The 23922-nt window shown below is 26.5% G+C and carries 16 protein-coding genes and 1 riboswitch; of the genes, 2 read left to right on the top strand and 14 right to left on the bottom strand.

The features are described 5' to 3' along the window. Positions 1 to 85 precede the first annotated feature (85 nt). Complete coding sequence (locus AC07E4_RS11975) at positions 86 to 4039, bottom strand: glycosyl hydrolase family 18 protein (RefSeq protein WP_430828567.1); 3954 nt, start codon at positions 4037 to 4039, stop codon at positions 86 to 88. 62 nt (positions 4040 to 4101) lie between these two features. Continuing rightward, positions 4102 to 4186, bottom strand: a riboswitch (cyclic di-GMP riboswitch). Between the two features lie 193 nt (positions 4187 to 4379). Between AC07E4_RS11975 and AC07E4_RS11970 the strand changes: the two genes are divergently transcribed. Both AC07E4_RS11970 and AC07E4_RS11965 read left to right on the top strand, forming a co-directional pair. After that, positions 4380 to 5111, top strand: a complete 732-nt coding sequence (locus AC07E4_RS11970; protein ID WP_040329572.1) for a LytR/AlgR family response regulator transcription factor — start codon at positions 4380 to 4382, stop codon at positions 5109 to 5111. Between the two features lie 607 nt (positions 5112 to 5718). Then, positions 5719 to 6456, top strand: a complete 738-nt coding sequence (locus AC07E4_RS11965) for a sensor histidine kinase (protein WP_478216508.1) — start codon at positions 5719 to 5721, stop codon at positions 6454 to 6456. Positions 6457 to 6497: 41 nt separating this feature from the next. On the opposite strand, the gene AC07E4_RS11960 is transcribed toward AC07E4_RS11965, so the two are convergent. From AC07E4_RS11960 to AC07E4_RS11900, 13 genes are all read right to left on the bottom strand, one after another. Next, on the bottom strand, positions 6498 to 8330 hold the full coding sequence (locus AC07E4_RS11960) for a hypothetical protein (RefSeq protein ID WP_478216507.1): 1833 nt from the start codon (positions 8328 to 8330) through the stop codon (positions 6498 to 6500). A 135-nt stretch (positions 8331 to 8465) separates the two neighbouring features. Then, positions 8466 to 9533: an FUSC family protein gene (locus tag AC07E4_RS11955; protein WP_040328307.1), complete on the bottom strand. Its 1068-nt coding sequence runs from the start codon at positions 9531 to 9533 to the stop codon at positions 8466 to 8468. A gap of 2 nt (positions 9534 to 9535) precedes the next feature. Then, on the bottom strand, positions 9536 to 9982 hold the full coding sequence (locus AC07E4_RS11950; RefSeq protein WP_040328305.1) for a MarR family winged helix-turn-helix transcriptional regulator: 447 nt from the start codon (positions 9980 to 9982) through the stop codon (positions 9536 to 9538). A 208-nt stretch (positions 9983 to 10190) separates the two neighbouring features. Next, positions 10191 to 10934 carry an HAD family hydrolase gene (locus tag AC07E4_RS11945; protein WP_478216506.1) on the bottom strand — a complete coding sequence of 248 codons (744 nt, stop codon included), beginning with the start codon at positions 10932 to 10934 and terminating at the stop codon, positions 10191 to 10193. A 43-nt stretch (positions 10935 to 10977) separates the two neighbouring features. Then, positions 10978 to 12174: a phosphoribosyltransferase domain-containing protein gene (locus AC07E4_RS11940; RefSeq protein ID WP_040328303.1), complete on the bottom strand. Its 1197-nt coding sequence runs from the start codon at positions 12172 to 12174 to the stop codon at positions 10978 to 10980. Between the two features lie 9 nt (positions 12175 to 12183). Next, on the bottom strand, positions 12184 to 13266 hold the full coding sequence (locus tag AC07E4_RS11935) for an HpcH/HpaI aldolase/citrate lyase family protein (RefSeq protein WP_040328301.1): 1083 nt from the start codon (positions 13264 to 13266) through the stop codon (positions 12184 to 12186). Between the two features lie 202 nt (positions 13267 to 13468). After that, positions 13469 to 14812 carry a putrescine-ornithine antiporter gene (gene potE, locus AC07E4_RS11930; protein WP_040328300.1) on the bottom strand — a complete coding sequence of 448 codons (1344 nt, stop codon included), beginning with the start codon at positions 14810 to 14812 and terminating at the stop codon, positions 13469 to 13471. Positions 14813 to 14933: 121 nt separating this feature from the next. Further along, positions 14934 to 17183: an ornithine decarboxylase gene (locus tag AC07E4_RS11925; protein ID WP_478216505.1), complete on the bottom strand. Its 2250-nt coding sequence runs from the start codon at positions 17181 to 17183 to the stop codon at positions 14934 to 14936. Between the two features lie 215 nt (positions 17184 to 17398). Then, entirely contained in the window at positions 17399 to 18544 is a 1146-nt protein-coding gene (locus AC07E4_RS11920) for a PucR family transcriptional regulator (protein ID WP_478216504.1), read from the bottom strand. A gap of 373 nt (positions 18545 to 18917) precedes the next feature. Beyond that, entirely contained in the window at positions 18918 to 20432 is a 1515-nt protein-coding gene (locus AC07E4_RS11915; protein WP_040328297.1) for a bifunctional metallophosphatase/5'-nucleotidase, read from the bottom strand. A 104-nt stretch (positions 20433 to 20536) separates the two neighbouring features. Then, positions 20537 to 21805 carry an ABC transporter substrate-binding protein gene (locus AC07E4_RS11910; RefSeq protein WP_040328294.1) on the bottom strand — a complete coding sequence of 423 codons (1269 nt, stop codon included), beginning with the start codon at positions 21803 to 21805 and terminating at the stop codon, positions 20537 to 20539. A gap of 17 nt (positions 21806 to 21822) precedes the next feature. Next, positions 21823 to 23118, bottom strand: coding sequence for an MBL fold metallo-hydrolase (locus AC07E4_RS11905; RefSeq protein WP_478216503.1), 1296 nt, complete (start codon positions 23116 to 23118; stop codon positions 21823 to 21825). Continuing rightward, complete coding sequence (locus AC07E4_RS11900) at positions 23102 to 23920, bottom strand: carbohydrate ABC transporter permease (RefSeq protein ID WP_040328290.1); 819 nt, start codon at positions 23918 to 23920, stop codon at positions 23102 to 23104. The genes AC07E4_RS11905 and AC07E4_RS11900 overlap by 17 nt, the downstream gene beginning before the upstream one ends. Positions 23921 to 23922 lie beyond the last annotated feature (2 nt).

The following is a 23922-nucleotide window of genomic DNA, read 5'->3' as shown; positions in this document are numbered from 1 at the left end:
CTTTCTTATAGTGATTCAAACTTGCATTCAAAATTATCAATTATAAGATTTGAGTTTGTTTTCCTATAATTTTACATTTTTATTTTTATCCTACTACTCTCCATGATTCATCGCTGCCTGGAAGAGTATTTGTCCACCACTTAGCTTCATATACTTTTCCATTATAAACTACACGTGTTCCACCTACACAAATCATTCCTTCATAATAATCTAAACTTCCATCTTCATTTGGTATAATTTCTTTTTCCCATGCTTGTGATTTATCTGGATTTTCTCCTTTTACCCACCATTTTGCTGTGTACTTGTCACCTTTATATATTACAGTATCTCCTTGTAAGTATACCTTATTTGCATCATAAGTATCACTAGTTTGTGATTCCTCTTTTACTGTTATTACTCTAGTTGCTGTTGCTGTTTTTCCATTGCTATCAGATACCTTATATATTAATTTGTATTTACCTGACTTACTAGTATCTACTTCACCTTCAATTTCTATTTTATCTGTTAAAGTTCCATCTTCTTTATCACTTGCAGTTACACCTTCCATTGGGTCAAAATTATCTCCAACTTTTATAGTCTTATCAATTACTCCTTTTAATATTGGAGCTGAATTTATTCCTGGATTTACTTCGCCATCTATACCAAAATTCTTAAATATATTACTAAATTCATATTGATTTAATACACCTTCATTAGATTCAGCCATAGAATCTCTATTTATAGACCACATTGATGTCATGCCTATCCCTTTATCTATTGCATGATTAACCACTAGTTCAGTCCATTCTGTTGTAAATAGTGGATGGGCTGCTCCTTCAAATCCTATTGATGGAGTTGTTCCTATCTTTCTATAAGCTTCTTCATCTGTAAGTGTTACATCAGCATATTTTTTAAAATAATTTTTTAATTGATCTTTTGTGCTATCTACAGCTCTTAATGATCCAGTTCCATAATTTTCTCCTGGAAGCAATGTTCCATTGCCATAAGCCATAGTCATAATATTTACTAATTTAACATCTACACCTTGTGATAAATATGCTTCTAAAACATCTAGTTGTACTGATGTAAGCCCACTTGGTAGTACTGCTAATGTTAATACTACGTCAACCCCTGTTGCATCTTGTAATTTTTTTATAGCTTTAGCATTAGCTATATTATGATTCTTATTAGTTGCTGGTCCACCTTCAATATCTAAATCAAGCCTTGTTAAACCATATCCCTCTACTATTTCCTTGTAAGTGTTAAATAGTATATCCACATCTTGAGTTACTTCCCAAATTGATACTCCATTTAATCCGCCTAAAGATATTGTTACATCACCACCAAGTTCTCTAACATCTTTTATAGATTTTTTTATTCCTTGGTATTGGGAATTATCTGCATTTTTCTCATTTAATACATCATATCCTCCCCAACCCCAATTTACTTTTCCATTAGATATTCCACTTGTTGATTGGATAAATCCTAAATTGAAGAATTTTACCCCTGTATCTTCAGCAATTTTCTTTAAATTTAAAGCTCCATCATTAGAAAATTCTCCACTATTCCAACGAGTCATATCTGCATATGGAGAATTTACTTGTGATGGCCACTCTATACCTTGTCCAACCCCAAAGTCTGATTTTGGATCTTCTGGCTCTCCTGTTATGCTCTCTTCAACGGTTATAGTTCTATTTCTATTGACAGTTTCACCTTTACTATCACTTACAGAATATGTTAATTTATATTTTCCTACTTTATTTGTATCAACATTTCCTTCTACAACTATTTTATCTGTTAAATCTCCATCTTCTTTATCATTTGCAGTTATTCCTTCTAATGAATCAAATTTGTCTCCAATATTTATAGTTTTGTCTATGACACCCTTTAAGATTGGTGCTTCATTTATTTCTGGTTCTGGAGTTGTAGTTTTTTCTTCTACAGTTATAATTCTATTTTTTGTTGTAGTCTCACCTTTGCTATCACTTACAGAATACTTTAATGTATACTTTCCTTGTTTATTTGTATCAACATTTCCTTCTACAACTATTTTATCTGTTAAATCTCCATCCTCTTTATCATTTGCAGTTACATCATGTAGTGGATCAAAGTCATCTCCAATATTTATAGTTTTATTGCTTAATCCTATTATAATTGGAGCATTATTTATTTCTGGCTTTACTTCTTCATCAACTTCTCCAAATATTGTTTGTCTATTCATATCAGGACTGTTTGACGACATACGTTGAACTAACTCTACACTTTCAATTTTAGCATCACCTAATAATTTAAATGTGTAACTTTGACCTTGCTCTATATTTTTGCCTTCCCATACAGATTGTAAATCAACTACTGTATATCCATTTTCATAAGTTACCGTACCTGCTGTATAATCTCCACTCTTTAGTGACTTATCTGATTTTATATATAATTTAGGTGCTTTAATTGTTTCTGCACCTTTTTCAACTTCTCTTAATACTGAATCTGTTTCTTCTGATCTTTCATTATTTTTTATAGTTATTTCATATCCTTTTCTGTCTGCTCCCCATTGCTGTTCATATGTACTAACAGTAGCAGTTACATCTAAATCTGAATAATTTATTTCATACTCAGGTAATTTTTCATCACCAAACAATACATTTTTAGTGGCACTTTGTAATTCATCTCTTTTACTAGTATTATTAGTTGATGCATCTTGAGAAGACATCCAACCTATAATTCCACCTAAATTATTTTCATGAACATATTTTCCTTTTTCTTCTATGGACTTAACATTATCATAAGTAAAAAACTTGCCTGTGCTTTCATCATAAAGATATGGTGCTTTTGCTTTTTCATCCCAATACTCTTTTAAACCAGGATATTGAGATTTTAATTTATCTAAACTTCTATATGCCCATACTCCACTAGCTCGTCCACCATCACCAGATTTTAATGGTGCTTCATTTGGTGCTCCATAAGAAGGAGTTTGATCTGCATCTCTTCCATTTTTTTCAGCTTCTCCAAACAATCCTGGAAGCTCAGCATTACTTCCTTTTTCTACCTTGTTCCAACCTCTTGTATAATAAGCAGCTCCTATAACTATCTTTTCTGGTTCAGCACCTTTTTCAATAAGGTAATTTACTGATTCATCAACTGATAATTTATTTCCTGACTGATTATTTATTGGATCATTTTCATTTGGATACAATCCTGTTTGATGACCACTATAATTATCCCATGCCCCTCTTAGGTCATATGTCATTATATTAGCAAAGTCAACAATATTGAATAATTTATCCACATCTATTCCTGAATCCACCTTACTTTTAGCTGCTGGAAGCGCTACTGTTAATTCATAATATTTATTTGTTTCTATACCTTTATTATTTAATTCTACTCTTAATTCTTCAAGTAGTTTTATATAATTTTCTTTATCTTGTGGTTTTGCATTTGGTGTTCCCTCGTCATTAGCATTATCAACTAAATCAGCTTCTCTAACTTCACTTGGATATTCCCAATCTAAATCTACAAAATCCATGTTAGTGTAATCTATAAATTTGATTATGTTTTTTATAAAATTCTCTCTTGATTTAGAATTTGAAGCCATCTCAGAAAAATCTCCTGATTTAGACCATCCACCTACTGATATACCCAATTTTAGATTTGGATTTTCAGCTCTTAATTGTTGTAGTGCAATTAAAATACCTGCATTTGGAGCACCCCACTGTACACCTTCTTGTCCAACTGGTGCACCTACTGCTGCATCTTTATCTGTAAATATTAAATTACCATTTGCATCAAAATCTATAAACGCAAAGTTTAGATGTGTTAATTGATCTGCTGGAATATCTTTAGGATAAAAGTTACCTTGACCACCCCATATTGACCAATCTCCATAATACATAACATTACGTTTTCCTAATGAATCTTTATTATCACTTTTAGATACTTCTTCACTTTTAACTGTTTGTGCAAAAACTTCCATACTCGGTATTAATGCACCTGCTCCCATTGAAGATATCATTGTTGTCATCATTGTTGCTACTAATACTTTTTTCATTAATTCTTTATTTTTCATCCTTCATTTCTCCTTCAATTAATTTTTTTGTTAAATTAATCCTCAGAGCCTATAAAATACTCCTCGGTAGCTGGCTGACATAGTTTTAACACCTTAGTCCCTATAGCTTTGCGTCCTTAAATTTCTTTAAGTTTGCCTTTTCTTCATATTTTAAATAATATGTTTTTTCTTTACACTGCTAGTATATAAATTAAAATCATCAAGGTATATACCTTTGAAAGTTTTGATATGTTTTTTGTAAGTTTTAGATAATAATATTTTTCTATTTTATTGTGATTTTTTTTGAAGTAATATATAATCTTTTTACAGTATATTTAAACAGAAAGGATTTTTATTAATTATGATAAAAATAGGACTTTGTGATGACAATAAATTATATCTAGAACAGCTATCTAAAATAATAAAAAATATATCCATTTCTACGGATATTAAATTTGAGATTAGTATTTTTAATTCTGGTGAAAGCCTACTTGATTTCTATTCTAACCATAAAGATTATTTTGATATACTTTTTTTAGATATATTAATGGACGGTATTAATGGTGTAGATTTAGCTAAATCTATACGAAACTATAATTACAATGAATATATAATATTTATTACTACTAGTAAGGAATATGCTTTGGATAGTTACAGTGTAAATGCTTACAATTACATATTAAAACCCTTTTCCTATGACACTATAGAAAAACTTATTTTAGATTTAAATGAAAAGATTAATTTAAATGGCAAAAACATTATTTATGTAAAAAATAATCAAGATATATGTTCATTTAACTTAAATAATGTAATATACTTTGAATCTAATCTACGAAAAATTACTGCTCATTTATTAAATGGAGAAAAAATTACATTTTATAATAAAATGTCTACTTTTGAAAATGAATTATCATCTAATATGTTTGTTAGATGTCATAGAAGTTTTTTAGTTAACTTAGTTTATCTTAAAAGCATTATAGGTTTTAACATTATAACTACTACAAATGATTCTGTACCTATAAGTAAAAAATATCTAAATTCAACACGAGACATATTTACTAATTTTATAAAATCTAAACTTTTAAATAATTAATAACTTTATCTAATAATGTATAAAGGAGTGATGAAAAATTAGCATAGAATATTTATTTATTATTCTTGGACTTATTGGTATATATTTACCTTATTCATACCATAAATTTTTTAAAATTAATTTAAAATGTTTTTTACATTTAACTACTCCATATTATACTTTGCTATCCACTTTGTTTTTGTTGGTTTATACAAACAAAATTGATTTGTTAAGATTTTCTCTCTATCTTTCTTTTATATGCTGTTTTATATATGTTTTCTCTAATAAAAACTTTTTTAGTTTTTTAATACTTTCACTTAAATCCTATTATATTTTTCTATTATCATTTACAACCATTTTTAGCTTATATGAAGTTGCTAGCAAAAATAATATTTATTTTTTAGCTTTATCCAATAATAAATTTATAAAATTATTCTTAGCTTCAATAATTTTATATTTTTTATGTGAATTTTTATTTTTTAAAAATTTTACAATTGATAAATTCAAGTTTATGTTTTCATCATTAAACATGTTTATACCTATTTTTATTTTTATTTTACTTATAGTAAAAAATTATAGTTTTTTCTTCATTCTTAATTTTTCAAAGCACTCTCATTTAGTAAGTACTATGTTTTTAACTTCTTCTCTAATTGAAATATTTTTTTGTATATTTATAATTATTGGTATATCTAAGGCTTATGATTTATCTATTTATAAACATAAAAATAAAATACTAAACATGCAATATGAACTTCAAGTAAGCAATCTAAATCAATTAGAAGAATATCAATCTGATATTAGACGAATATCCCATGATATTATAAATCACAAAATAATTTTATATAATTTAATGAAAAATGAAGATTATACAGAAGCCCTTAAATATTTAGAAAAATTCGGCACTGGATTTAATAGTACTAACTATGAAGTTTTTACCAATCATAAAATATTGAATGCTCTATTTTTAAAAAAGAAAGAAATCTGTATTTCCAATAATATTAATATAACATTAGATATAAATATACCTACTAAGGTAGAAATATCAGATTTTGATTTATGCATAATTATAGGTAATTTAATAGATAATTCTATAGATGCTTGTAAAAAATCTAAAAATGAAAAACCTAGTTATATAAATATAAAGTCAAAAATTATTAATAATAACTTTGTTTTTGAAATAAAAAACAACTTTGATGGTTTAATTAAGACTGAAAAAAAGATATTTTTAACTTCAAAAAAAGATTCAATTAACCATGGTTTTGGGTTATCTAACGTGAAAAGTACAGTTCTTAAATATAATGGTTGTTATGAGTTCTCCTTTGATTCTAATGAATTTTCTTCATTTGTTATGATTCCAATAAAATAAGAGTGCAAAATACTAAAATTGCACTCTTATTTTAAAATCTTTTATTTTCTTTTAAATATTTTTTTAATACTTAATATCCCTACACCAAAAACTATTAATAAAATCATAGCAGTATCTAATAATGCTTCAATTTCATTTTTTTTCTTACTTCCTTCTATTATATAATTACTTTTTATTATTTTGTCCTCTGAACTATTTTTAGTTACAATCAATTGTTCTTCTTTTTGTACACTTTCGTCTTTTTTAGTAATTTTACTAGTTAGAATTATATTTCTAATTTCTTCAACTTCATATTTATCATTTTTACCTGTAATATAATTAATGTTTCCATTCATATTTTCATTAATATTTATATCTAAATCATTAATTATATCACTGTCTAATTTATTTAACATTTCAATTATAGGCTTATAGGACTCTTTATCATTTTTATCAACTATAATTTCTATATAAAAATCATTATTATCATTAATTTTTAATACTTGACTTAAAATTTTATCCTGTACTCTTATATTGTATATGCTATATTCAGATGTTTCCCTTTTTTCTATTACTTTCAAATTCTTAAATTTTATCAATTTCTTTAAATACTCATCCATGGTATGTATTTTATTAATAGAAGCTAACTCTCTATTTACTTCTATTCTTACTGGATTCTCTTCATTTCCATACCCATCAAGTATAATCATATTCTTTAAATTTTGAGTTATTTCACTCTTAGGCACTTTAAAAACATCTTCAAATTTATTATTTTCTTCTTCATCTAAATTTTCATCTTCACTGGAGTTTTCATCTTCTCCTCCTAAATTACTATCTTCATTGGAGTTTCCTTCTCCTCCTCCTAAGTTACCATCTTCATTGGAGTTTCCTTCTTCTTCTCCTAAGTTACCATCTTCATTGGAGTTTCCTTCTTCTCCTCCTAAGTTACCATCTTCATTGGAGTTTCCTTCTTCTCCTCCTAAGTTACCATCTTCATTGGAGTTTCCTTCTTCTCCTCCTAAATTACCATCTTCATTGCTGTTTCCTTCTTCATCTCCTAAGTTACCCTCTCCATTAGAGTTTCCTTCTTCTCCTCCTAAATTACCATCTTCATTACTGTTTCCTTCTTCTCCTAAGTTATCATCTTCAGTTGAATTTTCTTCATTATACTTCTCTATATTAATTAATTTTTCTCTCATTTGTTCATAAGACTCATCGTTTTTTTCTAATCTTATCTCTAACTTAATATTATTTATTTCATCTATTGTGATAGTATGCATTTCATATTCATCATGTTCTAAATTAATAGATTCATTTGCTAATTTTCCAAGTTTAGATAACTTCTTTAAATATACATCTAGCTTTTCTATTTTTTCATTTGTTGAAATATTTTTATCAACTTCAACTTGAAGTGATTTTTGACTTGAAGTTATATTTTTGCTTAATACAGGAATAATATTACTTGAAATTAAATCGTTATTAAAATCATCATTAGAATATTGTTTCACATCCACTACTATATGTCTCATTGAATCTGTATTATCACTAGTTGATGCAATTATTTCTGCCCTTCCAACATTATTTGCATATAATATTGCTTTGCTCCCTACAGCATCTAAATTTACCACATTTGTTTTACCATCTAACTCTCGTATACTCCACAAAATGTTTTCATTTTTCTCTCCATTTACATATGCCTCTACAATAATATCTCCACCAAGATAAAAAGTAGTATTTTCATCTAACCATTTAATGTGTAAATCTTTTATTTCTTTCTTTTTTTCTTCAAAATCTCTATTTGACACATTTGTGTTATATTTTGCATATACATTGGAATATGTACTTAATGTAATTCCAATAACTAGTGATAATGCTATGCCTATTTTGCTACTCATTAATAATCTCCTATATTCTTTGTTTATTATATATATTTTTCGTATCAGTTCAAGGAATATTTATATTATAAAACATAAATAATAAGAGTATAGAAAATATTAAAATATTTTCTATACTCTTATCCAGTTGTTTTATTAGCTAGCTTCATTTATACTATCGCTAACAAATATATTTTCATGTACTTTATCAAAAATTTTATCAAAAATCTTGCTATATATAGCTCCTAAAAAATTATCTACTATACGTATAATTATTGCCCAGCCTATGCCAAACATAGGTACTGCTGCCGTTAATGCTCCAAAACAATTAAATGAAGTTTGCCACTGATAAGTAGCAGAAAATCCTACCATGAATCCACCTATCATTCCCATATAACCTCTAAATTGTTCTGGTAAAACAAAATAAATAATACCAAATATTATACAACCTAATATCATATAAATTGGTCTAGTTTTAATACGAAATTCCATTTTTTCCTTACTAGGTTGAAGTACTGACATACATGAGAATCCAATCCACATTACACGAGGTATATGTAAAAGTTCTCCTATTAAAATAGCTGTACATATTCCTAGTGAAAGTTTTAATTGCCATTTACTTCTCTCTGTGGTAAAATCAATATCTTTTATTATTTCTGAAAAACTATTTTTAAAGCTCATTTTTCTATGTTTAAAATAAAAAATTATTGAAACTATTATCCCACCTAATATCAATGCAAAAATACGATTTACATAGTTATCTACATTACTAACTCTATAACCATATAAAAGTAAATATGATAAAACTAATGTAGATTGATTAGCCATCATAACATTATGACATGATAAAATTACAATTGTCATTATTGATATAAAATTTATAATTAATCCTAATATTGGATTGACTATGGTAACTATATATGGACTGATAATAAATATTCCAAATATACCCAAAAGTGCAAATGTTGATTGTCCCACCTTAAAATCTAAATGTGAAAATCTAAAAGTCATCAAAGCTATAACTGTTACAACTCCAACAATACTATTTTCTGTTCCAAATACTACACTAAAAGTAGTAACAATAACCATACAAAATAATAAACATAAAAAATTCTTTATAACAAAAGCTATAATATATTTTCTTTTTAGTTTTTCATCAGTTGTCTCTTGTATTAACGGTTTTAATCTATTTGCGCCTAATTGCATTGCTTCATAAAAAGTCATTATTATTCCTCCTGTCTAGGCTCTTTCATTTTTATATTTGCTTTTTCTATACATTGAATAAGTTTTAAAAAATCCTCTTCCCCTACTCTTCTCCTTAATTCATATATTGGACCCAAATAATGCTTATATATATCATCCAATTTTTCTCTTCCCAAATCAGTTATGGATAAAAAATAACTCCTTTTGTCATTTTCGTCTCTAGTTTTAATTAAATATCCCTTAATATTTAATTGTTCTATTATTCTACTTATTATAGTTTTATTTACCCCCATAATTTTACTTAAGTTCATAGGTGTCATTTTTTCTTCACGAATAGCAAGTTGAGATAATAAATCAAGATGTTCTGATGGTATTTCATACTCTTTAGTAGCACGACGTATTAATGTTCTACTAAACAATCTTATTTCTTGCATTTTTTCCATCATATATTTCCAATCTATATCTTCCATTAATACAATTCACCACTTTTCTCTCTTAAAATTTTTTAATAAAATATAGTTTACTTTGTTAACTATATTTTATTAAAAAATTTTCCTTATGTCAATTTTATCAAAAATAATTTTTATTTTACATTTCATATATTAATTTAAATAAAATTAATATATCTCTAAATATTAAAATCCATGACATCTTATCATGGATTTTAGCTAATATAATTTAATATATCTCTACTATATTAAGTAACTCATCTGTAGCATATATTCCTTCTTGTTTTGTAATTATTGCATTTTCATGAGTAAATGTACTATGTTTAGGCAATATTGCCTGCCCTCTTTTAGTAAATTCTTTATCTACATCACTATCCCCTGATGTTATTAATTTATTTATATTGTATTTTTTTATTATATAATCAACCGCCTTTAACTTATTTATATTCTTATTAATTATAAAAACTTTTGCTGCTACTTGACCTACCATAAAATCCTTATCAAATTTATTACATATAATTTTATATTTTTCTATTGCATCTAAATCACTTTTAAATTTTACGTTAATATAAAAATCTTCTATATTTATAATTTCTTCATATTTAATATTTAATTTATTTATAACACTAATATTGTTTTCAATTTCACTTAATGTCACAAAACCTCTCATATAATTATCCCATTCTAAATCTAATTTTCCATTTATATATATTTGTGCACCATTAGAACATATCATTATTTTGGGATTGTATTCTCTTATAAATCCAACTCTTAAAGTCTGCTCAATACTTCTCATAGTACATGGAATAAAAATAAATTTATTTAGTTTTAATAATTGTTGAAGTTTATTATAACTATATTCAGTCATGTAAGTTATCTCTCTATCTCCAATAGATTCTACACATTTAAATCCCTTATTTCTTGAATGAATGATAGTTCTATCTAAGTCTGTTATTAAATATAATTTTTTCATAACTTATCACCTATCTAATTTTTATATTTAACTTAAGATAACTTTACAATTTTACTATTATTATATTTTTAGCAAGTTTTATATTAGAATCATCTTCTGTAATTAAAACTACCTTATCATATTCTTCTTCAATTTTAGATTTATTATAAAAATAGTATTTAACTCCGTTATGATAATAACTATTTTTTTCTTTAATAAAATAATCCTTTTCATCACTACAATAAATAGGACTTCTTGTAGTACTTTTAAAGTATACATCACCTTTAATATATGAGGCTATTCTTGAGGGTATATATATATTTTCTCCATGACCTAATACTAATATTTTTTTATATTCGCCTAATAATTCTTCAATTTTTTCTGCTGCTTTTTTACATTCTTCCTCTAACTTTTGAATATCATTAAATTCAATACCGAATCTTCCTGTAAACTTTAAATTTTCTTCATCTCTTCTTTTCAAAATATCTAGCTTATTTACACTCACTTTATCATCTAACATATTTTCTTCATTATCATAGAAAACACTATTTTCATCTGACTGAATCTCTCCTGAAATTAAAGCTTTTACATTTATATCTACATTGTTTTTCTTAATAAAATCTTCAAATAAATTTTTATAATTTATATTTCTCCAGTCCAAAATAGTTAAAATAGTATACTTTTTAACATTAGTAGTTTTTATAAGTTCTGTTATTATATTAAGCATTGATTTTCCTGTAGTAATTTCATCATCAACTAAAATTATTCTGTCTGCATTTTTTAGTTTATATGGGTTTTCCGGAAAACATTTATGTGTAGTTGAGTGAGAATGCTCTTCTTCAAAATTTAATATAGATTTTACACCCTTAACTTTTTCTCTTGTAGTTGTTATATAATAAGATTGTTCTATTGCAGCTGCTACAGCCATTCCTAATCCAGTTGCTGTTTCTGCAAAACCTAAGACTGTTATTTTTTCATTTGTCTTATAACTTTGATTCATAGCTTTTTTTGCTTGTACTTGAAATTTATTAGGATTTTCTAAGTAATTAATTAAAACATTTATATTATCATTTCTACCATATATAGTAGATGCCAATAAAAAGCCCATTGCTTTACATACATCTGGCTTAACCTCTATATGTTTACCTAATACTTTACTTATAAAAAGAAAATTTCTTTTGCTATTGTTAATTCTTTTACCTATTGAAAATAAATTTTCTGTATCTATTCCATATATATTATTTGTTACTTTAATTTTCAATTTTACATTTTACCCCCTAAATAAATCATTATAAGATAAATTTTTATTCATGACCCCAAAAACTTGTGCTCTATGGTATATTCTTTTTGCCCAATTATAATGTGGTAAAACTTCATTCATTTTGTTATTATTGTATCCTTTAAAAACTCCACCCGTTCTTTCAAAATTTAATATATCCATGGCATCTATATAATCTTCAAATTTAACTGAATAAATAGCATTTACATATAATCCTTGTGTTGGATGAATTATGGTTTTACCACAAAAACCATTTTCCTTATCTAATTCAATTTCCCTAATAAGTCCTTTAACTTCCTTTGAATTTATATCAGATGAAAAATATTCCCACACTGGTGCTGATATAATATAGTCATCTTCACTTCTTCCAAAAATATTAATTATATCAATAAGACAGTCATTAATAACTCCTATATCGTATATACTTCTATTTGAACTTCTTCTTATTCCAAACTTTGAAGAAAAATCTGTGCCTCCTACTCTAATGTTTAATATTAAATCTTTATAATCCCATAATAATTTTTTTAGATATATTCCTTCTGAAACTCTAGTTTCCTTATATATTATTTCTTCAGTTTCAAGTATAGGCATAGCATAAATTTTTTCATTAAACTTATTGTTTAATTTTAATAAATGTTCTAAATAAATTTTCCCACTACTTATATTAAATTTAGGAAATGTAAAGCCTGTAATTAATCTCATTTGTTTTTCAGATAATTTAGAAGTAAAGTTTAAAAATTGATTAATATTTCTTACCCTAATAAATATTAATGGAATTTCATCTTTTCTATTATCATCAAGTTTCAAATAATCATATATTATATCTAATGCTCTTAACAGGTTTTTTTCGCCATTCTCAACATCAGATTCTTTTATAGCATCTTCAAAACAAATTGTTATTGAACTTATATTTTCTAATTTTTTAAGTATTATCTTATTTTCTATGTCCATTAAAGCATTCATGTACAAATTAGAACCTACTGCATATTTTAGTAAATTTTTATTTGTATGTTTGTCAAAATTTATAGGTTCTTTATAAAAATTTTTTTTATCAATACTTTTTAAATGTCTCATAATAAATTCTCCATTTTATAGAATTAAATATTTTCCAAATCTATTTTATATTATGAGAGTTTCAATATTATGTTACTTTTTATACTCCAAGTAAATAATTAACTTATTTATTTTTATAATTAATATTTATATATAAAAATGGTGCACTCCCAATTTAAATTAGGAGTGCACCATTTACACTAAAATAATTATATTTTAAGGATTATGCATGCATTTTTGCATGCTCTAATTCATCAAAATCACTTTTTAAATCAAATCTGTCTGAAACAAAACCATATAATATCCAACCTGCAAATGTTACTATTGATCCATAGAACATTGGCTCAAAACCAGAAGAATATAACGCATATAAACTATATATTGACGCAATTATGGAAATACAAGTTGTAAATTTACGTTTTTTTGCTGGTACATTTTCTGATTTTAATATTACATTAACAGCTCCCATTGATAATAAATATGGTATAACATTTGTAACAACTGCTAAATTAACAAGTATATCAAATTGTTTTGATAAGCTTGGACTAATTGTCATTAAAGCAAGTAATGACTGCATTATAGTTATAATCACCATTCCTATTATTGGTGTTTCATTTTTAGTAACTTTTCCAAATATCTTAGGAAAATATCCTTCGATAGCAGATGTTCTAAATACACCTGCTATAGTAAATTGCCATCCTAATAAAGATCCAAAACAAGAAATTACCATCATTCCCATTACAATTTTACCAACTAATGGACTGAACATTCTTGCAAATGCTAATCCAAATGGGGCATTACTGCTTAATAAGTCTGCATTTGGTATAATTCCTGCAATAACATTAGTAGATACAATATATATAATTGCCGCACCTATTGTTCCACCTAAGCAAGCTATTGGAACATTTTTCTTTGGATTATCAACTGCATCCATATTAGCAGATGCTGATTCTAAGCCTAAAAATGCCCATAGTGTTATTGAAATTGACTTACCTATACCATCAAAGAATGAAAAGTTATTTGGATTCCAAGCAGCTGCATAGTCTGCTCCACTAAACCAAAACCAACCAACTGTTGAAATTACTATTACAGGAAGAATTACTCCCCAAACTGTAAATGAACCAATTTTACCAGTAATTCCTGCTCCTCCAAAATTTAGCACAGTGGCTAACCATAATGTAAATATTGTACATAAACATACTAATATTGGAGAAAGTTCTATATTAAATAGTACAGATGCATATCCTACTGCTGATATTGCTATTGCTATATTAGCTATTACTAGTGATAATCCATATGCATAGTTTGCCATAAAACTTCCAGATTTACCATGTGAATATTCTGCATATCCACCCATTCCACCTGAGTTACGACTAAACATTCCACATTGAGCAAAAGCATACGCTAATGCCATAGAACCTAAGCCTGTTACCATCCATGATAATATAGACATAGTTCCTACTTCCGCTAATTTAGTTGGAAGCATTATTATACCTGATCCCATCATGTTTATTGCAGTTATCATTGTTAACTGAACAACACTCATCTTATTTTTTTGTTCTTTCATAATTCTGCCTCTAATCCTTTTTATTTTAAACTGAATTTTTAATATAGGGTTTCAACTAAATAATCTTATTTTTCATTTTGAAACCCTATTTTAAATTATCTCACTAATTATATTTTACTTTTTAGATAAATTTATTATCTAACACATATCCAAATGCTTTAACTTTACCATTTTCCTGCTCTTCTAAATAAACACCTTGAATTTCTGGCGCAAATCCTGGGAATTCATTAATTCCATCTTGTAAAATTGTAAAGTATTTTTGAGCAGTTTCACTCCAAACCTCTCCTGGAACTACACAGAATACTCCTGGTGGGTATGGAAGTGCTCCTTCTAATGCTATTTCTCCAACTATGTCTTCTAAAGCAACTAATTTAGCATTATTTCTTATTAATGCCCATTTAGCATCTTGAGCTGTCATCATTCTTCCATTGTCTTGCTTTTTATCATTTAAAGATGTAGCTGCAACTTCATCATATGCTTCATTATTAGTTTTATCGTAAACAATTCCTCTTTTAGGTAAGTATTCAGCTCTAAATAATCTTTCTTGATATGTTTTTGCATCATTTTCTTTATAGAAATCATGCATTTCTTGACATAATTGTCTTATTGTATATCCTTTATAACGCTCTATATTTTTATTATATAAGCTTGGTAAAACTTCACTTAATGGAGCATCTTCATTTATTAATTTTTCAAATTTTATAAACTGAGCAACTAAATTCTCCATTTTTGTTGAAGTTTCTGCTGGAGTTAATAAGAATAATATAGAGTTTAAATCATTTTTCTCTGGAATTATTCCTACTTCTCTTAAATAATTTGCAAGTATAGTTGCAGGTATTCCAAAATCTTCATATTCTCCAGTTTCAGCATTTATTCCTGGTGTTGTTAACATAAATTTATTTGGATCAACAAAATATTGATTTTCTCCGTATCCTTTAAATGAGTGCCATTTTTCTCCTGGTACAAATCTAAAGAAATCAATATTGTTAGCTATTTCTTCTGTGTCATACTCTTCCCATTTCTTTCCGTTTACTACTGTTGGTATAAATGGTTTTATCATAGAACAATTTTTAAGTACTGATTTTCTAGTTTCAACACCTAGTTTTATACAATCTGCCCATAAACGTCTTCCTGCTTCGCCTTCTTGCATTTTAGCATTTACATCTAAAGTTGAATATAATGGATAAAATGGACTTGTTGATGCATATAGCATAAATGAATTATTAAATCTCTTATGATCAACATAACGACGTTGTCCTTTTATATGACTATCTTTTTTATGTATTTGTGATGCTTGTGAAAAACCTGCTTGTTGTTTATGTACTGATTGAGTTACAAATATTCCAGGATCATTTTCATTTAATTCAAGTAACAATGGAGAGCAATCTCTCATCATTGGAATAAACTGTTCATATCCAACCCATGCAGAATCAAATAATATGTAATCACATAAATGTCCTATTTTATCAACAACTTGTCTTGCATTATAAATACTTCCATCATATGTTCCAAGTTGAATTACTGCTAATCTAAATGGTCTTTTATCATTTTTTCTTTCTGGTGCAATTTTTTCTATTTCTTCTCTAATATATTTCTCATCGAAACAATGTGCATCAATTCCACCAATAAATCCAAATGGGTTACGTCCTGTTTCCATGTATATAGGTGTTGCGCCATTTTGAACTAAAGCTGAATTATATATTGATTTATGGTTGTTTCTATCAAATAATATTAAATCTCCTGGTGAAACTAAAGATCCTACAACAACATTATTTGATGCACTAGTACCATTCATTACAAAATATGTTTTATCTGCATTATAAATTCTAGCTGCATTTTGTTCTGCATCAACTGCTGGACCTTCATGAATTAATAAATCTCCTAATGCAACGTCTGCATTACATATATCTGATCTAAAAATATTTTCTCCATAAAAATCATAAAGATATCTACCAGCTGGATGTTTACGGAAATACTGTCCACCTTGATGTCCTGGACAATCAAATTGAATATTTCCTCTATCTACATAACTAGTTAAAGCTTTAAAGAAAGGTGGTAATATTTTATCTTCATATTGACTTGCTGCACTTTCAATAACTCTAGTATAAAGTTTTGAATCAAAAGTATTTCCATCAATTACACGATATGCCTTTTCAATAATTTCACTTGATAAGTCATCATTTATTTTTACTATAAATATTGGAACTCCAAATTTAGTATTATATGCTGCATTAATTAATTCTATTTCTGAATCAGTTAACACTACTGCTGCTACATCAGTAAAATCTGTTTTTCCTGCTAATACTACTTCTCTTGTAGTATCAAAATATCTTTTTGCTTCTTCTGTATAAGCAATTTTAAATTTTTTCATATCTTTCCTCCATAACTTTTATTTAATAAATCTTATTACACTTTATATAAACTTATAGGCAAATCTAATTTCCTATATTTAAAAATAATTAATTTATAATTCCTAGTTTTGCCACAAGAAATATGATACACCACTATTAATAAATATTGTTTTGTAATATTTTAAAATTAAAAACGTAATCCATTGTAAAATTTACAATAGATCACTTGTAAAATTTACAATGGATTACTAAGAAGTGTATATATTCTAACACCTACAGCTAATTCTTCATAAAAATGTTCATCTTTACAATGAGCACTAATTATTTTATTTATTTTATCAATTCTATATCTTACTGTATTACCATGTTGAAATAATTCTTCTGCTGTGGTTTTTATATCTCCATTATTTTCTATGTACTTTATAGCTGTCTTTAACAATTCTGAATCATTACTCTTATCATATTTTATTAATGGCTCTATTACTTCATTGTAATATTTTTTAACCCATGGATTATCTAAAATAGGTATGAAAACTCTATTAAGTCCTATTTTCTTAAAGAAAGATATTTCTTTCTTATATGTCTTAGAATGTTTAAATGCATATAAACTTTCTTGTATAGATTTATCTAAATTTTTGAGCCTATTATAAATATTGCTAACACCTATTATGTATTCTTTATGTGAAAAACCTAACCATTCTAATCTTCTCTGAATGATATTTTCAATATCATTATAATCTATGCTTTCAAAAGTATTGATAACTAAGTACCCATCCTTATATGGAATAACTTTACTATGATTGTCTTGCATATCATCATGTGAAAACTCACCTATACCATCCAAAGTGCTACTTTTTCTTTTGCAATATGCAACAATATTTACATCTTTAAAGTTAGGATTTATATTATAAGCAATTCTTTTTATAGCCTCTCCATTTAAATTATCATACAATATTTTATCTACTTGAAATGCTAAATTTTCACATTTTTTCTTTTTTGTTATGGCTCTATTTACTTGAACTATTACATCTTCTGTGAAAGTATCACTAAATAGCATTATTGGAAAATTATTTTTATTAGCAAGATTTATTACATTTTCGGGAATATAGTCAAAGTATATGTTTTTTATTCCTAAACAAGTAATTCCAATATCAATCATTCTTTTTACACTTTCATATAGTTCATTTATATCATCTTTTATTGCTACTAATGTACTTAATGCAAAATCTCCTGCTCTAAAGTTTTCCTTTAATAATTCTCCTCTTTCATAATCCCAAATAGCTACATTGGTTATATCTTTAATTAAACCATTCTTTCCTGCTATTACTTCAAATCCTTTTAGTATATCTAGTTCCAATGCTTCTTTAACTGTTATAGCCATAAAACTCCCCCTCTTCTACTAAGATAACTACTCATTCGTAAGTTTACTATTTTTAACTTTCGTTTATACATTTAAATACTGTAATTAATTTTATTTGTATTATTAATATTTTTTGTAAATTCTATGCGATATAAATTATAAATAAGAAAAGTTCTAAAATCAAATAAATTTATTATATAATTTAAAAATAAAACTATTTATTTTTTTGTGTTTTTTTAAAATAATTTTAATTTTATTAATATTTTGTATTTTTTCTTTATCTTTTTGATATATAAATTGTATTTTTCTACAAAAATTGCAAATTCATATATAAAAATACCACGAAAATTTTTCGTGGTCAATAAAAATATATATTTATAAAATTTGTTTACTTTTAATATTTAAAAATATAGTTACTATTTTCAATTAGTTTTACACTATGATTTTTTTGTAAATATTCTATTATTAGCTCACTAACATCCATGTTTATTTCTTTTACACATTCTGCATTTTCATAACATGGATATATAGCTGTATTACTAGCACGATAATTATTTAAAACAACTGTATAATAATCTTGTAAATTAATATCATTACCATCTTTTTTCATTGAAACTACTCGATTCCCAAAATTCCTAGTCAAATCAACCTCATATGTTAATCCTCCAAAGGTATCATAGTTATAATTTTGTATTTTAGGAACTAAAAATTCTTCGTTTATTTCTACTTTTCCATTTTCAATGACAAAGTAAGTAGCACTCTTTTCAATTGCTTCTTTTAATTTTTCTCCTGTTATTTTAAGGACTTTTATTGTGTTTGGATATGGATAATTTATTAATACATCTCTTATTGATACATTTTTCTTAAACCCAATAGCACTATCAAATAAGGATAAAACTGAAAAATCTGCCTTTGACACCTCTAATTGAACTTGATGTAAAAAATTAATGAATGGATGTCCTTTTAATCTTGCTTCAAAAATATCATCAAGTATCATATCCTTATCAAAATTTCCTATTTCCCTATCTAAGTATTTTTGTAGTTCAGCTTCTAAATCTGTAAATATACTTTCTAAATCACTATTTATTTTTTCTTGTAAATTAGATACACTAATTAATTCATAATTAATTTCTTTTGATTCTGTATCTAATACTATTTTTGTAAATGTCTCTCCATTATGCATAGGTTGAGTACAAATTACATTATTTATTTTTGTAATAAATGATCTATGTTGATGACCACTTAAAACAATATCAATTGAATCAAAAGTTTCTAAAAGTTCACTTCCTTGATTTTCTTTTGTTAACTTTTCTGTAGGTGTCATGTTCTCATCTAAACTCTTTTCAAATCCTCCATGATAACATACTATAATCATATCAGCTTTTTCTTTTAGTTCATTTTCATATTTTCTATATGCTTCAACAGGATTTAAAAATTTAATATCTTTAATATTTTTTTCTTGTTCCCAATTTGGTATGAATGATGTTGTAAGACCAATACATCCAATTTTAAATCCATTGAAATTAAATATTTCATATGGTTTTCCATTAAATGGCAACCCTTCAATATTTGCACTTAATACTTTATTTGAAACTTTTTCATATGCAGTTTTAAGATACTCTAACCCATAATTGAACTCATGATTTCCTAATACATATGAATTATAACCTATCATTTCTAAACATTTTATAATTGGATTTTCCTTAATATCCTTTTTAGACAAGTAATGAGTAAGTGCTGAACCTTGAACTAAATCTCCACAATCAATTTTTAATGCTGCATCATAGTTTTTTTCATCATTTAGTATGTAACTGCCAATTTTCAAAATTCCTAATGGTTTTTCAGTCACATAATTTGTTGGATATACATATCCATGTAAATCACTAGTTTGATATATAACAATTTTCATATCTATCCTCCATCATAAAAGGGGCTATCTTTTTAAAGACACCCCCCTTTATTAAATATATAAATCTAAAATTTGTAAAGCAAATTTTTTCATTTTAATTTATATTATTCCCAAATAGAACTTAAAGTAGTTTTAAATTCTTCTAATCTTTTAGTTACATCTATTTTAGTATCAGATAATATACTTTCCATAACTGTACCAGCTTCTCTATATGCTGCATCAGCACCACTTAATATAGGATTTGTATATAAGTTTTCTGTTGCTTTAGATAATATTGGAGCTATTAATCTTCCAGAATTCTTGTATTCCTCTGACTCAATTGCACTTTTTCTTACTGGTATATATCCAGTTTCTTCAGCCCATTTTATTTGGTTTTCTTTAGTAGTTAAGAATTTTAAGAATTCATATGCAGCAGTTTTTTGCTCTGGTGTGCCATTAGAGAATACATATAAATCAGTACCTTGTTGTAATGCTGTGCTTGTTGGGTAAGGTGCAACACCTATTTCAAATTTATCACCAACACCTTGTTTAATAAAGTTTTCACCAGCATTTGATCCAACATACATGCCTATAGTTTCATTTGCAAATGGTCCTGATAAATATTTATCTGTTCCAGCAATTCTAAAATAACCTTCTTTTACACCATCTAAGTAGTAGTTAACAGCTTTAACTGAAGCATCACTTGTTACATCAAGGTTTGAATCAAAGCTTTCTCCTTCTGTTTTTACAAAAGTAGTGTAATATGTATTTAATGCGTCAAATCCAGCACCAACTATACCTTTTTTTTCTTTTATTGTTTTAGATACATTTACAAGCTCTTCATAAGTTGTAGGCACTTGTAAATTTAATTCATTAAATAATGTTTTATTATACCATAAAACTTCTGTTGATTTATTGAAAGGCATTCCATATATTTTACCATCTATTTTAGCAGCCTCTCTAAAACTTGGTAATATATCTTCATAATTATCAAATTTTAATGTTTCATTTTCTATGTATGCAGTTAAATCCGTAACTAAATTTTCTTTTATAGGATTAAACATCCAATCAGGATATGCTTGAGTAATTGTTGGTAAGTCTTTTGGACTTGCAACTGTAGCAGTTATTTTTTGTTGTAAATCTTGATAACTTGATTGGTTTTGTAAAGTCACCTTAATGTTTGGATTTTGTTTTGTAAATTCATCTGATAAACTTTGTAAAGATTTTTCTAAATCTCCATTCATTGCATGCCAAAATGTTATTTCTACTGGCTCAGTTATTTCAGTTACTATTTCTTTATTTGATGCATCCCCATCTTTAGAAGAACATCCTGACATAACAGTAGCAGTTGTTAGTGCTGCTAGTGCAAGCGCTGTTATTTTCTTTAATTTCATTTGTTTACTCCTCCAATTTATATAGTTTGTTTTTTTTCTGGTAACAAAACATCACCTGATTTATTATATAGTTTTTCAGGACGGTAAGAATGTATAGGCACTAACAACTTAGGTTTAATTAAATCTATTATTTTAATTAAATCATTAGGATGTGCGTGACCGCTACATGAAACTTTTACAAACTCAATATTACATTCTCCAAATTTATTCACAAATGGTTCGTATGCTGGATCGAACTCCCCTAATGGAACTGCATTTGAATGAATGTATATTCCGCCTTTCTTTAATTTATCTATATACTTAATGGCAGAATTGTCTAATTGCCAGAAAAAATCACCTTCATCGTTTAATAAATCCTCAAAATCAATTTTATATTGCTCATTTAATCCATATTTATTTTCATTTAGTTCATAATAATAAGCTTCATATCCTGTGGCTTCTTTTAGAACATAAGCATAATATGCATCTAACACAACTTTTCTTGAATTTGTTTTTATTATATTTAAAATTCTTTCTATGTTAGAAATATAGTAATTAAACGTTATTTGCTTATTAGGATTCTCTTGCAAAATTTTATTTATTTTATCTATTAAATCTGGCTCATTGTATATTTCTTCACTACTTAATTCTTCATCAAATTCTTGAAAAGATACACTAACACCTTCTATTAACAGAACGTCACAATTTTCACTTTCCTTACAGAAATTTAATGTGTCATTTTTTCTATATCCGTGAAGTCTAATATCGCCAGTATAAGATATTACTAAATCTGGAGTTGTTATTAATAATCCACAGGCACCATATGCATCATGATCTACAGGCATTGCCTTTACTTTTATTTTTCCAACATTTACAATTTCATTTTCTTTTAATCCAGTGATATCTCTTGTGTTTTTCTCTTTCTTCTCATAAAGTGGGAAAAGAAAATCATCATTTATATTTAAAGTATTTAATAATGATTTTGTACCTTCTAGTGTATATAATGGTATAGAAGGATTTAAGTAATTTACTATCTTTGAATGATCTAAATGAACATGTGATAAAAATACAGCAGTATTTTTCCAATCATCTTCCATGGATTCGTATCCTTTTAATGGAATATTAGGATCATATATATTATTTAAATATGGAACTAATTTTTCATCCAATAGTTCTTGTAAATTTGTTGGTTGTACAGGTGCCTTTGGATTATACTCACTTCCAAAATCAAAGAATATATGACTATCTTCGTATGTAATTTCTATAATTGTTCCTCCAATAGTTAAAATACCATTGTGGAATGTAATTTTTGTTTTTTTATCCTTTAACTCCACTCTTAACAACTCCTCTAATAATTTGTTTTCTAAATACTAAATATAAAATTAAAATTGGAACTATAGCAATTGTTGATGCTGCCATTTGTAGTTGTACATTTGTACCACTTTCAGTCGCAAATGAACTTAGTCCATTACTAAGCAATCTCATTTCCTTACTATTAGTCACAAGTATTGGCCATAAAAATGAATTCCATCCATTAATAAAACTTAATATTCCCATAGTGAATAATGATGGTTTTGCTAAAGGAATTAATATTCTTCTAATAAATTCCAAATCACCACAACCATTAACTTTTGCTGCCTTATAATATGATGTAGGTATACTTGTAAGATATTCTTTTAAATAAAATATGTAGAATATACTTGCAAGTGATGGAACTATTAATGCAGTGTATGTATCTAATAATCCAAGCTTTGCAATAGTTTGATAGTTTGTAAATACTGTTACTTCATAAGGTACCATTAATAATGCAGCCATAACTAGTACCAAAATATTTTTAAATTTAAACTCTAACTGTACTAAAGCAAACGCTGATAATACTGATGTTATTACAACACCTATTGTTGATAATCCCGCAACTAAAATTGTGTTGAAGAAATATCTAACAAAGGGCGCTTGCTGCATAGCTAATGAAAAGTTTTCCCATTGAAGTTTTTTAGGAAATAATGTGGGAGGTATGCTAGTTGCCTCTTGAAAAGTCATTAAACTCGCTAAAATCATATATACAAAAGGAAATAATGTAATAATCGCCATAATAACAATAAATGCTTTAGATAAAATTGTGTTAATTTTTTTCATTT

The organism is Clostridium amazonense, from assembly GCF_056431285.1.
Note: the sequence above shows the minus strand (reverse complement) of the source record. Positions and strands in the feature narration are given on the sequence as shown.

What these genes read in the sequence shown, in the direction of transcription:
- AC07E4_RS11975 (WP_430828567.1), bottom strand. Translation starts at nt 4,039, where the DNA reads ATGAAAAATAAAGAATTAATGAAAAAAGTATTAGTAGCAACAATGATG.
- AC07E4_RS11970 (WP_040329572.1), top strand. Translation starts at nt 4,380, where the DNA reads ATGATAAAAATAGGACTTTGTGATGACAATAAATTATATCTAGAACAG.
- AC07E4_RS11965 (WP_478216508.1), top strand. Translation starts at nt 5,719, where the DNA reads ATGTTTTTAACTTCTTCTCTAATTGAAATATTTTTTTGTATATTTATA.
- AC07E4_RS11960 (WP_478216507.1), bottom strand. Translation starts at nt 8,330, where the DNA reads ATGAGTAGCAAAATAGGCATAGCATTATCACTAGTTATTGGAATTACA.
- AC07E4_RS11955 (WP_040328307.1), bottom strand. Translation starts at nt 9,533, where the DNA reads ATGACTTTTTATGAAGCAATGCAATTAGGCGCAAATAGATTAAAACCG.
- AC07E4_RS11950 (WP_040328305.1), bottom strand. Translation starts at nt 9,982, where the DNA reads ATGGAAGATATAGATTGGAAATATATGATGGAAAAAATGCAAGAAATA.
- AC07E4_RS11945 (WP_478216506.1), bottom strand. Translation starts at nt 10,934, where the DNA reads ATGAAAAAATTATATTTAATAACAGACTTAGATAGAACTATCATTCAT.
- AC07E4_RS11935 (WP_040328301.1), bottom strand. Translation starts at nt 13,266, where the DNA reads ATGAGACATTTAAAAAGTATTGATAAAAAAAATTTTTATAAAGAACCT.
- potE (WP_040328300.1), bottom strand. Translation starts at nt 14,812, where the DNA reads ATGAAAGAACAAAAAAATAAGATGAGTGTTGTTCAGTTAACAATGATA.
- AC07E4_RS11925 (WP_478216505.1), bottom strand. Translation starts at nt 17,183, where the DNA reads ATGAAAAAATTTAAAATTGCTTATACAGAAGAAGCAAAAAGATATTTT.
- AC07E4_RS11920 (WP_478216504.1), bottom strand. Translation starts at nt 18,544, where the DNA reads ATGGCTATAACAGTTAAAGAAGCATTGGAACTAGATATACTAAAAGGA.
- AC07E4_RS11915 (WP_040328297.1), bottom strand. Translation starts at nt 20,432, where the DNA reads ATGAAAATTGTTATATATCAAACTAGTGATTTACATGGATATGTATAT.
- AC07E4_RS11910 (WP_040328294.1), bottom strand. Translation starts at nt 21,805, where the DNA reads ATGAAATTAAAGAAAATAACAGCGCTTGCACTAGCAGCACTAACAACT.
- AC07E4_RS11900 (WP_040328290.1), bottom strand. Translation starts at nt 23,920, where the DNA reads ATGAAAAAAATTAACACAATTTTATCTAAAGCATTTATTGTTATTATG.